General features: G+C 29.0%; 20 protein-coding genes. All 20 read left to right on the top strand.

The genetic code is table 11. From position 1 onward, the window contains the following. The first annotated feature begins 24 nt into the window (after positions 1-24). A complete protein-coding gene (locus LLF98_RS02185; protein WP_291700400.1) occupies positions 25-1,542 on the top strand; it encodes a hypothetical protein in 1,518 nt (505 codons plus the stop codon). A gap of 35 nt (positions 1,543-1,577) precedes the next feature. Further along, on the top strand, positions 1,578-1,853 hold the full coding sequence (locus LLF98_RS02180) for a hypothetical protein (RefSeq protein WP_291700398.1): 276 nt from the start codon (positions 1,578-1,580) through the stop codon (positions 1,851-1,853). Between the two features lie 224 nt (positions 1,854-2,077). Then, entirely contained in the window at positions 2,078-3,538 is a 1,461-nt protein-coding gene (locus LLF98_RS02175) for a hypothetical protein (RefSeq protein ID WP_291700397.1), read from the top strand. 135 nt (positions 3,539-3,673) lie between these two features. Beyond that, the gene (locus LLF98_RS02170) at positions 3,674-4,624 is read left to right on the top strand and encodes a zinc-ribbon domain-containing protein (protein WP_291700395.1); all 951 of its coding nucleotides are present in this window, start codon (positions 3,674-3,676) and stop codon (positions 4,622-4,624) included. Positions 4,625-4,640: 16 nt separating this feature from the next. Then, complete coding sequence (locus LLF98_RS02165; protein WP_291700393.1) at positions 4,641-5,174, top strand: hypothetical protein; 534 nt, start codon at positions 4,641-4,643, stop codon at positions 5,172-5,174. A 36-nt stretch (positions 5,175-5,210) separates the two neighbouring features. Beyond that, the gene (locus tag LLF98_RS02160; RefSeq protein WP_291700391.1) at positions 5,211-6,209 is read left to right on the top strand and encodes a hypothetical protein; all 999 of its coding nucleotides are present in this window, start codon (positions 5,211-5,213) and stop codon (positions 6,207-6,209) included. A gap of 81 nt (positions 6,210-6,290) precedes the next feature. Then, positions 6,291-7,004, top strand: a complete 714-nt coding sequence (locus LLF98_RS02155; protein WP_291700389.1) for a translation initiation factor IF-2 N-terminal domain-containing protein — start codon at positions 6,291-6,293, stop codon at positions 7,002-7,004. A gap of 15 nt (positions 7,005-7,019) precedes the next feature. Further along, positions 7,020-7,469 carry a hypothetical protein gene (locus LLF98_RS02150; RefSeq protein ID WP_291700387.1) on the top strand — a complete coding sequence of 150 codons (450 nt, stop codon included), beginning with the start codon at positions 7,020-7,022 and terminating at the stop codon, positions 7,467-7,469. Further along, a complete protein-coding gene (locus LLF98_RS02145; RefSeq protein ID WP_291700385.1) occupies positions 7,469-7,792 on the top strand; it encodes a hypothetical protein in 324 nt (107 codons plus the stop codon). Before LLF98_RS02150 ends, LLF98_RS02145 begins: the two co-directional genes overlap by 1 nt. A gap of 114 nt (positions 7,793-7,906) precedes the next feature. Beyond that, complete coding sequence (locus LLF98_RS02140) at positions 7,907-8,863, top strand: hypothetical protein (RefSeq protein ID WP_291700382.1); 957 nt, start codon at positions 7,907-7,909, stop codon at positions 8,861-8,863. Further along, positions 8,838-9,380, top strand: coding sequence for a hypothetical protein (locus LLF98_RS02135; RefSeq protein WP_291700381.1), 543 nt, complete (start codon positions 8,838-8,840; stop codon positions 9,378-9,380). Before LLF98_RS02140 ends, LLF98_RS02135 begins: the two co-directional genes overlap by 26 nt. A 24-nt stretch (positions 9,381-9,404) precedes the next feature. After that, complete coding sequence (locus tag LLF98_RS02130) at positions 9,405-10,583, top strand: hypothetical protein (RefSeq protein WP_291700379.1); 1,179 nt, start codon at positions 9,405-9,407, stop codon at positions 10,581-10,583. Positions 10,584-10,596: 13 nt separating this feature from the next. Continuing rightward, complete coding sequence (locus tag LLF98_RS02125; protein WP_291700377.1) at positions 10,597-11,076, top strand: hypothetical protein; 480 nt, start codon at positions 10,597-10,599, stop codon at positions 11,074-11,076. A 10-nt stretch (positions 11,077-11,086) separates the two neighbouring features. Beyond that, the gene (locus LLF98_RS02120; protein ID WP_291700375.1) at positions 11,087-11,836 is read left to right on the top strand and encodes a hypothetical protein; all 750 of its coding nucleotides are present in this window, start codon (positions 11,087-11,089) and stop codon (positions 11,834-11,836) included. Between the two features lie 69 nt (positions 11,837-11,905). After that, a complete protein-coding gene (locus LLF98_RS02115) occupies positions 11,906-12,688 on the top strand; it encodes a hypothetical protein (RefSeq protein WP_291700373.1) in 783 nt (260 codons plus the stop codon). 62 nt (positions 12,689-12,750) lie between these two features. Continuing rightward, positions 12,751-12,930, top strand: coding sequence for a hypothetical protein (locus LLF98_RS02110; RefSeq protein ID WP_291700372.1), 180 nt, complete (start codon positions 12,751-12,753; stop codon positions 12,928-12,930). 289 nt (positions 12,931-13,219) lie between these two features. Further along, entirely contained in the window at positions 13,220-13,693 is a 474-nt protein-coding gene (locus LLF98_RS02105; protein ID WP_366512065.1) for a RusA family crossover junction endodeoxyribonuclease, read from the top strand. Positions 13,694-13,732: 39 nt separating this feature from the next. Further along, positions 13,733-14,269, top strand: coding sequence for a hypothetical protein (locus tag LLF98_RS02100; RefSeq protein WP_291700368.1), 537 nt, complete (start codon positions 13,733-13,735; stop codon positions 14,267-14,269). 138 nt (positions 14,270-14,407) lie between these two features. Next, a complete protein-coding gene (locus tag LLF98_RS02095) occupies positions 14,408-15,766 on the top strand; it encodes a zinc-ribbon domain-containing protein (protein ID WP_291700365.1) in 1,359 nt (452 codons plus the stop codon). After that, a complete protein-coding gene (locus tag LLF98_RS02090; protein WP_291700364.1) occupies positions 15,759-16,256 on the top strand; it encodes a hypothetical protein in 498 nt (165 codons plus the stop codon). The genes LLF98_RS02095 and LLF98_RS02090 overlap by 8 nt, the downstream gene beginning before the upstream one ends. Positions 16,257-16,269: the final 13 nt, after the last annotated feature.

Raw genomic sequence — 16,269 nt, 5'->3', positions numbered from 1 at the left:
ATTTACAAGAAAGGTGGTGACATTTTGCCCACTAATGAAGAAATTATTAAAACAGACCAACCATTAAGTAAAGACGATCAACAGTTTCAGCACATGATGCTCCATTTTGCACAATTTGCTAAATATATAAAGAAGGATTTAAACAATAATACCCAACCAACTTATACTTTTAATAAATCTTTTAAAAAAGAAGACGTAGTAAAATGGTTGGCAAATCCTCAAAAGTATGAAAAAAAACTTAGAGATTTATCTAGGTTTTTATTAGATAGTTCTTCTCACTATAGAAGATTAATTGATTATTTTGCTACAATGTTAACTTTTGATTATATTGTGGATATTTATAATCAAACCGACTATAAAGTAACAAAAGAATTAATAGAAACTATAGAAAAAAAATATATAGCAACATTGAACTTATTAGAAACAATGAATATTAAACATGAGTTTTCTAAACTAATATATAAAGCGTTTATTGATGATGTTGTATATGGATATATTTATTCTACTAAAAATTCGTTCTTTTTTGATATTCTTAATCCTGATTATTGTGCTATAAGTAGTGTTGAAGATGGTTGCTATAATTACAATTATGATTTTAGTTATTTTAATGCTTATCCTAAAGAATTAGAAAGATTTGCTCCTGAATTTCAAGAAAAATATGAAATATATAAAACAGACAAGAAAAATTATAGATGGCAAGAGTTAGATTCTCGTAATACTATTTGTATTAAAGTATCAAATACAGATTATGCAATTCCCCCGTTGGCAGGAATATTTGAAGATATTTATAGTTTGTACGAATATAAAGATTTGCAAATGTCAAAATCTGAGTTAGAGAATTATTTGTTACTTATTGCTAAGATTCCATATCAAGCAGATGCTAAAGATAGGGAAAATGCATGGGCATTAAGTTTAGATATTGCAAAAGAATATTATGGTCTTATGGCAAATAATTTACCTGAGCAAATCGGGATCGCCCTTTCACCCTTCGATTCGGTAGAATCTATTAAACTTAATAAAAGTGAAAAAGATTTAGACGGAGTTAGTTTGGCAGAGAATTCAATTTATAATTCTGCAGGTGTACCTAAATTAATTTTCAATAGTGATAAAGCATCTGGTGCTGCTTTAAATAAAGCTATTGTTAATGATGAAAATACGGTGTTTGCTGTACTTCGTCAATTTGAAAGATGGTTGAATCGTAAATTAAAAGATGAAAATAAAAAAATTAATTTTAAAGTTACTTTCTTGGATATTACAAGATACAACAAGAATGAAATAGCAACTATTTACAGAGAAGCAAGTACAGTTGGACTTCCTGTAAAACGTCATTATTGTGCTTCATTGGGGTTATCCCCTTCCGATGTGATGAATTCAATGTTGTTGGAAAATGATGTGATGAAAATTACAGAGAAGTTTGTTCCCCTTAAATCAGCATACCAGGATTCTAATAAAGGTGGTGCACCAAGTAAGGGTGATAACATAGAGGGTAATACAGAAATAGGACAGGAACTTGATACTAATAACCCTGATAACAGAATATAAATTTTAAATTAATTCCATAAAGAGGTGATAATAATTTGAGTTTTTATGAAGAAGTATTAAAAAATACAAGAGGTAGTATCCTCGTTGAACAAAAAACACAAGCAGATGCATCTTCAAATATAATAACTTTTACTAAAGACATTCATGCAATTGAAATCTATCATTCTGAAACTACCGCACAAAAATTCACGGTAAACGGAATTGAATTAACTGTTCCTGCCAATGGTTATAGAACTAAAATTGGAGGTACAGTTGGAAAAACAGTAACAATTCCGGCAAGTGTAAATTGTATAGTTGGTAGATTAGAGTAAATAACAGATTTATAGGAGGTATCCTAATGTGAAATTTATTCACTGTTTTAATTCTGAATTAAAAGATAAATTAATACAAAAAGGATTTAAACTATTGGTTTCTACCAATGGTTTTTTTATTTTTGAAAACTCCCCTACCCTATCTTTTAATTTTAATAATATAGATAAAAACCAATTTACTTTTAGTAACAAAATGATTTTTTAATAAAGGTGGTGATAAGGTATTGAGTGAGGCACTAGAATTACAACATTTATCTCTTACTACTACATATGAAGTTGATGAATCCTTTGATTCTGAGAAATATATTAAAATGAGACTTAGAGTGTGCCATGATGGTGTAAATCCTAATAAATCAGCATTTGTAGTATCAGATATGGAAAATGCAAAAGGTTCTATAAAAAATATTCCTATTCTTGCAAATGTAATATTTGATGAAGATGGGCAACCTCAATTTGGTGGTCATGATATGGAATTAGAATCTAGTAAAGTTAAAGAGGGAGAGTATAAATTAATTTATAAAGAAGTTCCGATTGGTCTTATTCCAGAAACATGCAATCATGAAATAAGTGAATATAATGGGAAAAATTATGTATTTGTTGATGGGTATGTGTGGAAAGAGTATTCAAATTATGCCCAGGATATTATTGAGAGAGATGAAGATGTTAAACTCTCAATGGAAATTCTTGTTGATGCCTATAATTTCAATGCCAAAGAAAAGGTGTTTAATATAACCGACTATAGATATCAAGGCATAACATTTTTAAACAAAGATTTGGGTACAGGTATGGAAAATGCTTTAGCTACTACTGGAACATTTGAAGAAAATACAAAACAAAGGTTTATCTTAATGATGGAAGAGTTAAAAGAAACTCTTTCTAATTATGATATAAATAAAACTGAAGAAGGAGGTAGTAAAGTGGATGAAAAGATAATTACTTTGCTTTCTGAATATAAGGTAAATCAAGAAGAATTACCTTTTAATATAGAAGAAATGCAATTTGAAGAAATTGAGGAAAAACTAAAAGAATTATATTCAAATAATAATTTAGAAGAAGATAATAATGAACCTGAAAAATTCATAAAATCTTTTGAACTTTCACATTCAGAGATAAGATATGCTTTATATCAATTATTATCTCCTATAGAAAATGAAGATAATGAATGGTATTTTGTAGATCAGGTTTATGATGATCGTTTTGAATATGAGAATTGGGAAGGAACAAAAATATATCGTCAAGGGTATAAAAAAGAAGATGATATTGTATCTTTTGAAGGAGATAGAGTTGAACTTTTCCAAGAGAGACTTACCAAAGAAGAAAAAGATAATCTTGATAAAATGAGAAGTAATTATTCTGCTCTTGAAGCAGAAGTTGAAAAATTGCGTGAATTCCAACAGAATGTATTTACCGAAGTACGTAAAGAAGCAGAAGATACTCTTTTCTCTCAATTTGATGAAAAACTTAAAGGTGTAGAAGAATATGAAAAACTTAAAGAAACTGCATCAGAGTTTGAACTTAAAGATTTAGAAAAAGAATGCTATGTAATTCTTGGTATGAAAAGTGCAAATTTTTCAGCAAAACCAAAAGATAAAAATAAGAATGATAAGGTTAGGTTAGATTTCGGTAAGGTTGATGTTAAAACAAATGATGTTGATGAATTTATTGAAAAATATTCAAAAAGATAATTAATATTGATTAAGATTTGGAGGTTACTCCTGGTGGGGTATGTTCCCACTACCTCTTTATATAAAAGGAGATTTGAAGGATAAAAACCTTCCCTCTCCTTATTTTTGTTTGTAAACAAGGATGAGGAGGAATTTATGGGTTATACAAGTGGTACTAAATGGACTTATGAGTTAGTGAAGGAAACTTTATTAGCAAAAGGTTATATTTTGATTGATTTGAAATATAAGAATGCGCTTTCAAAATTAACATTTAAAGATATGGATAGTTATTATTATTTTCAAAGTATATCGGTATTTTTAAGAAGCAATCCAATGAAATTTGATGTTTCTAATCCATACACAATTCAAAATATGAAAAATTGGTGTGTATTAAATAATAAACCTTTTGAGTTAATAAGTACAAATTATAGCAATGCAAAAACTAAAATGCAATGGAGATGTTTAAAAGAAGATTGTGGAGAAATTTTTCTAGCTGATTGGAGTGGTATTTATAGTGGTAATGGATGTGGTGTTTGCGTAGGGGCGCAAGTAACATTATCAAACTGTCTCGCTACTAAAAGACCAGACCTAACCTTAGAGTGGCATCCTACCAAAAATGGTGATTTAACTCCCTATGATATAACTTATGGTTGTAATAAGTACGCTTGGTGGAAATGTTTAGAATGTGGGTATGAATGGAAAGCAAAAATATTCAGTAGAAGTTGCAATAATAGAGGTTGTTCCCAGTGTGCAGAATCTAAAGGAGAGAAACAATTAGATATTTTACTTACAAAATATGATATTCCACATCACACCCAATATACTTTTGATGATTTAAAGGGCGTTGGAGGAGGTTTACTTAAATTTGATGTCCCTGTATTTTGGGACAAAGAAAAAACCCAATTAAGAATGTTGATTGAATATGACGGGAAACAACATTATGAATGGGTTAAAGGTATGATGACCAAGAAGGAGTTTGAAACTTTACAAATTCATGATGAACTAAAAAATGAATATTGTAAAAAGCATAATATAATTTTGCTTCGTATTCCCTATTGGGAATTTGATAATATTGAGGAAATTTTAAAAAATGAACTAAAAATTTAAAGGAGGAATTTATAATATGGCATACGGAATCGTAAGAACAGATTCAGTTAAAGCTACTAAAGCTGGTGGAATTAAGAGTGGACGGTACTATGTAGGTACTACTCCTACTGCTATTGATAATGGTTGTATAGTAAAATTAGATTCTCTTATTTCCGGTGAAAGAGATTTATGGAAAGTCGTTGCTCCTGGCGCGATTACGGCTGGAAATTTATACATTGTCGCAACTCCGGAGATTATTTATGACGAGACTTTAAAAAGTTCTGGTGCATTAGATAAATTTCAAAATGCGGCTGGAGCAAATATTACTTTAGTACCCCTTGAAGTTGGTGACACTTTTAGTATTTCTGATGATGTGATTACTGAAATTAACGATACGGATGACATTCCCGCCGTTGATAACTATGTAACTCCTTCTGCTACTGGTGTCAAATGGACAGAAATACTGGCAACATCTCTTAATACAGAAGTTTTTCGTGGAAAAATAATTGCTAGAGAAGTTTATAATGGTACAAAAGTATTGAATGTAATTGAAATGGAAATGGTTAGGTAATTATTTTATTAATATAATAAGGAGGAATATTGTAAAATGGAAGATAATAAAACTTTGGTAAAATTAGCGAAAGATATTTATAAAAATAAATTTTCACATGATAAATTTAGTAAATCCGATGCAACAGAGGCATTGCGTCAGCATTTCATAGAACTCAACGGTGGTTCAACCAAATTAGATTATAAATCCCTTCGTAGAAATGGTGCACAGATGTTTGAAATTATGGAAGAGATACTTCAGAATACCGTTCTTGAAGGACTTCCTGAAGATAATTTCTTTGAAAACTTTGTGGAGTATAAAAACCTCGCATTGGGCGATCAGAATTCATTCTACGTCCCCGACAAGACTATGCTTGTAATATCTCAAATTGCAGACGGAACCCAATCTCTCCGTAGACAGAGAATGGACGTTGGAACTAACACTTCCATTACCACTTCTTGGAAAGGCATCAAGATATACGAACATTTGTCTCGTCTCTTGAGTGGTAGAGTAGATTTTAATGAAATGCTTCAAGCATTAGATAAAGCATTTAGACTTAAAATCAATGATGATGTTTACACCGCATTCACTGGTGCTTTCTCTGGTTTACCTGCTGGATTTACTGCTTCTGGTTCTTTTGATGAAGATTCAATGCTTGATGTTATTGAGCATGTTGAAGCATCAACTGGCAAAACTGCTATGCTTGCAGGAACCCGTAAGGCTTTAAGAAAAGTCACAACTGCTACAGTTTCCGATTCTGCCAAAGAAGATATTTATAAGATGGGATTCTATGGTAGTTTCAATGGTACTGCTATGATGAGAATTAAACAGGTTCATACCGTTGGCACATATACTTTCAAACTTTCTGAGAATGATATTTATATAGTTGCTACTGATGCAAAACCTGTAAAATTCGTAACTGAAGGTGAAATGAGAATTATTGCTGGTGATGCTCTTGCTAACCAAGATTTGACTCAGGATCATTTCTGTGCCAACCAGTATGGTACTGGTGTAGTTATAACTGACCTCTTTGGTAAATATGAAATTTCTGCATAATTATAATTAATTTATAAATATAATTTTTAGGAGAGGTATATCCTCTCCTTTTAATTATATTGGAATGAAAGGATGTTTATTGTGAAAGTTTTTGAATTAGCAAAAGAATTGAACGTTGAAAGTAAAGAATTACTTGAAGTCATACAAGGATTAGATATAGATGTTAAAAGTCATTTATCAAATCTTGAAGATAATCAAGTTGAAAAGATAAAAGAAACATTAAATTTAACAGATTTGATTGATTTAGACACTTCATCTAAAAAAAGTGATACAAATAAACAATCGACAAAACAATTTAAACCTGATCTTAATCGTATGATTTGTCTTAAAAATATAGCAAGTGGTAAATTGATTTATGTATCTAAACGTCAGATTGGATATAAGATTGAATGGGAAAAACCAGGAGATACCAATTATATAGAATTAGGCGAATTTATTAATCTTAAAAACTCAGATTCTAGGTTTGTAACAGAACCTTGGGTAAGAATCATTGAAGATGATGAAATTGAGATTTTGAAATATGCAAACATATTTAAACATTATGAAGAGATTCTTGGTTTGAAAAATGTATCAGATATTTTAAGACTTGATTTTAATAAATTCAAAAAGAAATTTGATAAATTACCTAGTGGATATAAGAATTCAGTAGTAGAACAAGCTGCACAAATGATTAAGAATGGTGAACTTGATTCTATTAAGATAAAAAATTATATCGAAAAAGAAATGGGTATTGAGTTAGATATTCTTTTACAATCTGATAGCAAACCAGTTGATAATTCTATTAATATAAAGTAAAGGGGTTGGAAATATATGGCAACCCTATATAGTGAAATTGACAATATGTTTCTTGCTGATATAAAAGATGATACTTTTTTAGATTTTACTGAAGCAGAAAGATTAAGTATTTTAAATGATTTAAGGATAAAAGCTATTACAAGGTTTAAGGCTTGTCAAAAAGATTTAACTGATAGAACTGAAGCAATTGAAGCAAATGAAACTGAACTAGCAATAGAGGGACAATTTAATGAAACTCTTACAGAAGAAGAAAAATTAATTCTTGCTACAATAATGAGAAAATATTGGTTGAATGATAAGATTTATAATCTTGAATTATTGCAACAAAGGATGACTAATAAAGATTGGAAGATGTTTTCACAAAGTGAGCATTTATTGAGACTTACGGTTTTAAATCAGGAACTCGACAAGGAAATATCAAGAATGATCGTTGACTATACTTTATATACCTATGGAGATTCATAATGGTTAAAGTAAACATTGACAACATTATAGATAACGAGTTCTTTTTAAATTATTTAAATTTTTTGATTGGTCGTGTGTACAAAATTTTACCTATAAGTGAGGGCGAACCTGAAACTTTAAGGTCTTACTTGGATTCTTTAGTGCTTGAATTATTAGGCAGTAAGGATTTGATTTTGAAGTTAAAAAAAGATGCTAGTTTCTTATCTTTGATCGCTACATTACAATCTTTGTCCGAAAATCAATATACTCATAAAGTGATAAAATCTGAAGTGTTTAAGTGTATTGATATTATTAAAAAGTTGATAGATAAATATAAAAATTAATTTAATATGGTTCTCATATATGGTTCGAAACGTATATGGGGTAATAGTAGAGACTGTGTTTCCTTAGGCACAGTCTCTTTCCCATTTTGTCTCTTATTAAGGAAGGAGAAATTAATGGGAAAAACAAAATTTACATATGAAATAGTTTATAATGAATTTAAAGAATACGGTTGTATTTTATTATCTAAAGAATATATAAATTGTGATACTTTATTGAATTATATTTGTCGTTGCGGGAATATAACACAAAAAACATTTGCCCGTTTTCATTCAGGTAGATATAACTGTCCAGAATGTAAAAAAAGAAATAAAACATATTTACAGTGGAAGAAGTTTAATTATTATAAGAAGTTAGTTGAAAAAGATGGTTCTATATTATTATCCGAATCTTATATAGACAGCAAGACTTCTTTAAAAATCCAATGTTCTTGCGGAAATATAATAGAGATAGGAACAAGAAGTAAATATTTTAAGTGTAATGATTGTACAATGAAAATGGTTGGTATAAATAAAATAAAGTCAAATAATCAATTTTTATTAGATGTTTACAATTCAGTTGGAGATGAGTATAGAGTTTTATCTGAATATATAAGTGCGATAGAATATGTAAAAATGAAACATAATACTTGTGGTTATATTTTTAAAGTTACACCAAACAATTTTCTTAGTAAAAATTCTGGTTGTCCTAATTGTAAAAAATCAAAAGGAGAAAAAAGAATTAGTAATTATTTAATATTAAAAGATATTATATTTATATCTCAATATAAATTTAATAACTGTAGAGATAAAAATAAATTACCTTTTGATTTTGCTATATTTGATAAAGATAATAATTTATTAATGTTAATTGAGTATGATGGTGAATTACATTATAAACCATATAATTATAAAAATAAAGAAGATGCTTTAGAAAAACTAAGAATAACACAACATCATGATAAATTAAAAAATGATTATTGTAAAAATAACAATATAAAATTATTAAGGATTCCGTATTGGGAATTTAATAATATTGAAACAATTTTAGAAAAGGAGGTTTTTAATTTTGATATATCAAGAATGGTATCTTAAAAGTCGTTGGTTCGCAGAATCGGCTCCGGTGAATCCAAAACATGCAACTGCTAGTTTAGTTTTTACTGATGTGGTTGTTGCGGCAGAGACAGTTACAATTGATGGTACAGTGTTTGAATTTGTTGCTGCTGCTGGTGATATTGCTGAACCTACTAACATTCCTGTTGTTGTAGGTACAACTTTAACATCCGTAAATGCAGTTGCAAAATTAGTAACTGCTATTACTGCCACTCTAGACAATGTTGTAGCATCTGTTGGAGTAGATAGCAATGAGCATGATTATTGTGGTCTTGCATATCATATAGTTGGTACAGAAGGAAATGCAATTACAGTAGCTACTACCTGCACAAATGCATCTTTCGGTGTAGATGTTACTGCATTAAGTGGAGGTCAATTTGGTACTCCTTGTCCAGAAGTTAATACAATTGTTAAAGATACTACTTATCATTATATATGTACAACTGCAGGAAACAAAGATGATGTTGCATGGGAAAGATTTACCCCTGAAACCTATTAAAATAATTGAAAGGAGGATGGACTATTGTCTATTGATTGGACATTATATGAACGTAAATTAAAAATTAATGGCAATACCACAAGAGATAGACAAATTAATTTAATGAAAGATGGTATATTAAACAATTTTAATAATAGTCCATCTTTCCGTTCTGCATATTTTAATGGTTCAACAACTGCCACCGATATACAGATAATTGATAGTGATAAATATTATATTAAAACAATACAAATGAAACCTAATGAAGTTATTGATGTTGGTGATTTAATAGTTTTTGATAGTAAAACATGGTTGTGTACTGAGGTTGATAAAACAAATCCTGTATTTCAATATGGGAAAGTATATTTATCTACACAAACTATTACCATTTACAAAAACAACACATCCTACCAAATCCCCTGTGTCATACAATCTGGTATAAAAACCTCTCAACTAGGTACAGATGAAAACACCTATATTGAAATGCCATCAAGTACTATTACTATGAGATTACCTAATACTGCAATAACTAGGTTAATTGCTAGGGACGAGGTTTATAAAATTGGAACACAGAGTTATAGTATTAAAGATTTGAATGACATTATTGAACCTGGGCTGTTGGTTGCTGAATTGAAATTTAGTGCCGAGAGTGTAGTGAATCATATTTATACTGTTGATATTCAAAACAGTGATGCAACATTATATGTAAACGATACTTTAACATTAGATGTGATTTGTACTGATAATTCACAACAAGTTACATCCCCTACCCTAACTTATCAATCCTCTAATACAGAAGTTGCTACTATTTCAAATGGAGTTTTGACTTGTATTGCAGAAGGTACGACAGTAATAACGGTAACATTTAATGGTATTTCAGATACTTTGAATTTAACTGTCCAAACTGAACAAATTCAAGATAATTATACTGTTTCAATCACGGGAGATACTTTGGTTAAATTAAATAGTAATATTACTTTAAATGCTAGTGTATATAACAATGGAGTTTTAGATTCAAGTAAGAGTGTTGTTTGGAATGTATCTAATCAAGATGAATCTAGCAATTCATATATTACTATTGTATCTCAAGATGGTGGAAGTATTACATTAAAAGCAACAAATAATAGTAGTTATGTTGGTAAATATGTTGTGGTTCGAGTAAGTAAGAGTGATGATGGTTCGGTTTATAGTGAATATGTTGTGCAGATTAAACCATTATTCTAAAGGAGGTGGATTATTGAGCCATTTTTTAGAACTTACACAATATAAAAATAATATTGCATATAAACTGATTACCAATGAAGATTTAGTTAAAGCATTAGTTAATAATACCCGTGACTTTTTAAATCAACCTCTGCCAAATAATTTTGATTCTACAAGTTTAATTTATACACAAATCTTTCCTTGGAGAGTAAATCCTTCAATTGAAACAACACCGAAATCTTATATCACTATGTCTTTTGGAAATTTTAAATATATTAATAATTGTTTTAAATCTGGAATTGTAACTTTTTATATATTTATGCATAAATCATTGATTCCAACAGACGTAGGTTTAAGGTATGATTATATTTTGAGTGAGATTGATGCTTTATTTAATAAGCAATATGATGTTGGGGTATTTGGTTTAGAATTAAGTAATGGTGGTGGAGATTTTCAAGTAAATGATGATTATTTTGGTGCAATGATGTCATATAAATTCACCGATTTTCAGTAGGTGATTTAAAATGTTCAGTAAAGAAGATTTGGAATTAAAATTACTTAGAGGAAAACCAATTATTATAGAAATTGGCACAATACATCCTTTAACATTAGATGAAATAGTTGAATTGGGTTACAGTAAATATAATTATTATCTTACTTTATTAACAATTGATAAATCATATTTAGAAAATCAAGGTGTAGATATTGATTTAAGTGAAATTAAAAATTTTGATATTATATATGAGAATTGTTTGCATCATAAAGATTTTCTTAAAGAGTATTTTGATATGTTAGAGTTATTTTTTAAAGAACCTGTTTCTATTGGAGATGGGTTTTTTTATTTTGGTGACATTAATGAAATTATAAGTGGTGAAAGTAAGAGAGTTATTTATAGGGATAATTTTGATGAGATTGTTGAGTTAATAAAACAATTAAATAATATTTCTTCTATGGATACTGATTTAAATCCTGCTAATGCTAAAGCAAAAGAAATTTTAGAGAAACGTCAAAAAGCAAGAGAAGTTCTTGCTAAAGTTAAAAATGCAGATGGAGATAGTGAACCTTTAACATTATCTGATTTAGTATCAATATTGTGTGCTAATGGTAATAATATAAATCTTTTTAATGTATGGGATTTAACTATTTATCAATTTAATAATCAATTTAATAGAATGAAAATGCTTGAAGATTTTAATATTAATATTCGTAGTTTATTAGCTGGTGGCGATCCAAAGAAAATTGAATTAAAACATTGGATGTCAAAAATTAAATAATACCAATTAAGAGATTAATTATTATTAGTCTCTTTTATTTTATAAATATAATTAAGGAGGAATTATAATATGTCAAAATTTGGTGTAAAGGAAGTTATGGATGTAACTTTCTATGATACTGTAACTGGTAAACCTGTTTTGTTTTGTGATACTTTAAAACTTTCTAGTCTTGAAAATGCTGCTGATGAATCTGATGCAAGAGGTGGTAAGGGAAATCCAAAACTTTTGACATGGGATTTCAATAGGACTTCAAGCATGAAAGTCCAGGATGCCCTAATGAGTCCTAAATCATTTTCTATGCTTTCCGGCAATGCTGTGACTGTTGGGGCAGCAACAATCCATATGCGTCAATCTACTGTATGGGAAACAGTTGATAGTGTAATGACTAATAAAGGAGTTAATTATCCTTTAACTGCTACTTCTGGTGGTGCAATTACATTAGCATTTACACCTAATGAAGCTGCTGCTGATATCCTTGTATATGAAGCTTCTGATGATGGTGGGACTCCTCTTGCTGCTGGTACTTTATCTGGCACTACTTTAACTAATGTAGCATGGGCGAACAAGGAAGTCGTGGCATACTATACTTATGAATCAGGTACTTCCGCAGAAACTTATATAATCACTTCTGATAAATTCCCTTCAACTTATAAAATTGTTGGTGATACTGTTGTAAGAAATGCTAATACTGGTAAGGATGAAGCATTTCAAATCGTTATCAATAAAGCAAAATTAAAGCCCGGATTTACAATGGAATTTAAATCAGATGGTGATCCTTCAGTATTTGATATGGATATAGAAGTTCTTAAAGAAGATGCTTCAAGTAAAATGGTTACAATGATAAAATATTAATTAGTTATTAGGAGAGTTATTTTACTCTCCTTTATTACTTTTAATATTTAGGAGGTTAATTTATGGAATATAAAGTAATAGACTTTAAAGTTGGTAAATATGATTATGATACTTTATTTATAGAAGTTGATAATAAAACCGTACAAATCCCTATTATAAAAGGGATTGGTAATCCTGAATTAATTGGTACTGAAATTGTAATTGATAAATTAGATGCACCAATTGAATCTATTAATTTTTAGATTAGCAATATAAATATTACGGGTAGATATATCTATATATAATGTCTACCCTAAATATTTATATATTTTTTTAATCAATCATCACCAAACCTCGATTTGCTTCAAATATTAGACCCTAAGAATGCCTAGAAATGGGCATTTATTTTTTTGTGTATTTTTAGATTTTAGTGTGAATTTATAAATTGGAGTGATTTTTATTTCAGAACAAATTTTAAAACTTGTATCCCCCATAAGTCCCAGTGTAAACCACTATCTCGCCTATCGAGCTATAATTAAAAACGGTAAACCAATGGCAATGTCCTACAAAACTTCAGAAGCAACGAAGTATCAAAAAGATTTTACTAAATATGCTACAGAACAAGCAAAACTACAAAACTGGATGAAGTCAGAGAATAAATTTCAACACTATTATATGGATACATATTTCTATTTTCCTAGAGTAGATATGGATGCAAATAATTATTTTAAATGCATGGCAGATGCAATAACTGAGTCTGCAAAAATATGGATAGATGATAATCAATTATGTGAAAGAGTCCAGGGTATTTGGTATGATGGTAAAAACCCAAGAGTGGAAATGGAAATCAAGAAAGTGGATTACATAGGTATATTTAAAGATGTATCTCAATTAGATCAATTTGAATCTAGTTGCATCCAATGTAAAAGATATAAAGACGGGAAATGTAGTTTACTGGTCAAAGCAAAAGAAGGAAGAATCCAAGAAGAAATTCAAGATTTAAAGTGTTGTAAATTTAGATTATAATTAAATTATTAAAATAAATATATTGGAGGTATTATTAATATGCAAATTTATGAATTAAAAACAAAAATCGAAGAAGGTAAATCTATACAAGATTTAATAGAAGTAAAACAATATTTATCTATAATCGAAAAACAATTAATAGCGAACAAAATAATAGATAGTTGTATTGTAATAGATGATGAAAGCAATTTATATAAGATAGATTACTTCTATAAAAAATTTACCAGTGATGTTTCTTTTTTGGTGAATTACACTAACCTAGAATTTTCAGAAAATTTAATTGAAGATTATGATTATCTTGCAGAGAATGTGGGAATAGAATGGATTTTAAATCAAATACCTATTAGTGAGGTTGAATTCATATTAGATTTAGTGGATTTTGAACTTGCTCAGATTGTAAAGTTAAATAATAGTATCGAAGGGATTTTGGCAAATAAACTTGACAAATTAATTGATAAATTACCCACTGATAAACAAATAAAATCTTTATCTAAATCGTTAGTAAAAGATGTGAATAAGTTGGACGTAAATAAGATTGCTGAATTAAAAGGTATGTTTAATAAGCAAGGTAATTAAAATACTAATTAAATAGATACAAAATTCAATAAAAATAGGTTAAGAGTCGCTATCTTAACTGACAAGAGTGGGATACCTTACACCCACTCTTTTTTATTGTGTAAATGTAAGGATGACGCTAGTAAGGAGTGTTGGAAAATGAGTAGAAAATATACTTTAGCACAAGTACAACAAGAATTTATCGATAGAGATTTAATTCCATTATTTGATGAATATAATGGTAATAATGAAGTTTTATTAGCAAAAACACAAGAGGGATATATTATCAATATTAGTTTAAGTAATTTGAAATCAAATAGAACTCCTAGAAAATTTAGTATATATAATACTTATACAATTCAAAATATAAAACTTTGGTGTAAATTAAATAATAAATCTCTTGAATTATTAGATAAACAAGAATATAAAGGAAATAAAGAAAAACTTAAATGGAAATGTTTAAAAGATGATTGTGGGGAAATATTTTTTAAATCTTGGGATGATATTTATAATAATGAAAGTTGTTCATATTGTACAGGATATTATATAGGATTATCAAACTGTTTAGCAACTAAAAATCCTAAATTAGCATCTGAATGGCATCCTACTAAAAATGGAGATTTAACACCATATGATGTTGTTTATACAAATTATCAAAAAGTATGGTGGCAATGTAGTAAAAATCCAGAACATGAATGGCAAGCAACAATTAGTTCAAGAAATAACGGATGTGGTTGCCCATATTGTTACGGTAGATACCCAACAAAAGATTATAATTTATTAACTTGTAATCCAAAACTATGTGAAGAATGGAATTATAAACGAAATAAAAAGAAACCAGAAGAGTATTGCCCTAATAGTGGAGATAAGGTTTGGTGGATTTGTGAGAAAGGGCATGAATGGCAATCGACAATTTATAATAGAAGCATAGGTAACGGATGTCCATATTGTATAGGTAAACTACCTTCAAAAGAATATAACTTATTAGTTATTAATCCAGAACTTTGCGAAGAATGGAATTGTGAAAAAAATAATAAAAAACCAGAAGAATATACTCCTGGAAGTAATCAAAAAGTTTGGTGGAAATGTAAAAAATGTGGATATGAGTGGAAAGCAACAATTTGCGGTAGAAATAATACTGGACAAGGATGCCCTCATTGTAATAAATCTAAGGGTGAAAAAGAAATTAGTAAAATATTAATGATATTTCGTATTGATAACATATATCATCATACTTTTCCTGATTGTAAATACAAAAAACCATTAGAGTTTGATTTTTATCTATCAAATCATATTATTGCTATTGAATATCAGGGTATTCAGCATTATGAACCAATTGATTTTGCCAATAAAGGTAAAGAATGGGCTTTAAAACAATTTAATCTTGTTCAACTACGTGATCAAATTAAAAGAGATTACTGTAAGAATAATAATATAAAATTAATTGAAATACCTTATTGGGATTTTGATAATATAGAAGAGATATTAAAAAGAGAGTTGATGATTAATAATGAATAAGTCATTTAAGTCAATTTCAGAATTAAATAATTATATCCAGCAAAAAGTTAATGAAACATTACAATCTAAACATTTTACAGACACAATAAAAAATGAAATTACTACAGCAGTATCAGAAGACATTTACAATAGTGGCACTCCCCTCTCATATGATCGCAGAGCAGGAAATGAATATGGTGGAATGAAAAATCCAATAGGAACAGGCAGTATTGCTGATCCTGAAACTATGGATAGTAATTTAATTTCTAATGGTGTGCTTGAAATTTCACCAAATGCTACAAGGAATGAAGAATATGAATGGGTAGGTTGGGGTTATGATATTTCTAAATCTTTGGCTGAAAATCTCATAAAGGGTTACGGTGACAAATGGTATAGTGTCCCCAGGAATTTCTTAGAAACGGCACGTGAAAGTATGAGGGTAAGCAAGTCACATGTAAACAGTATGCGTGATGGTTTAGAAGAGATTTTTGGGAAAGGTAATGTGATTTAACAAAATAGTGGTT

The sequence above is a fragment of the Clostridium sp. genome, assembly GCF_021372645.1.
Classification (GTDB): domain Bacteria; phylum Bacillota; class Clostridia; order Clostridiales; family Clostridiaceae; genus Clostridium.
Note: the sequence above shows the minus strand (reverse complement) of the source record. Positions and strands in the feature narration are given on the sequence as shown.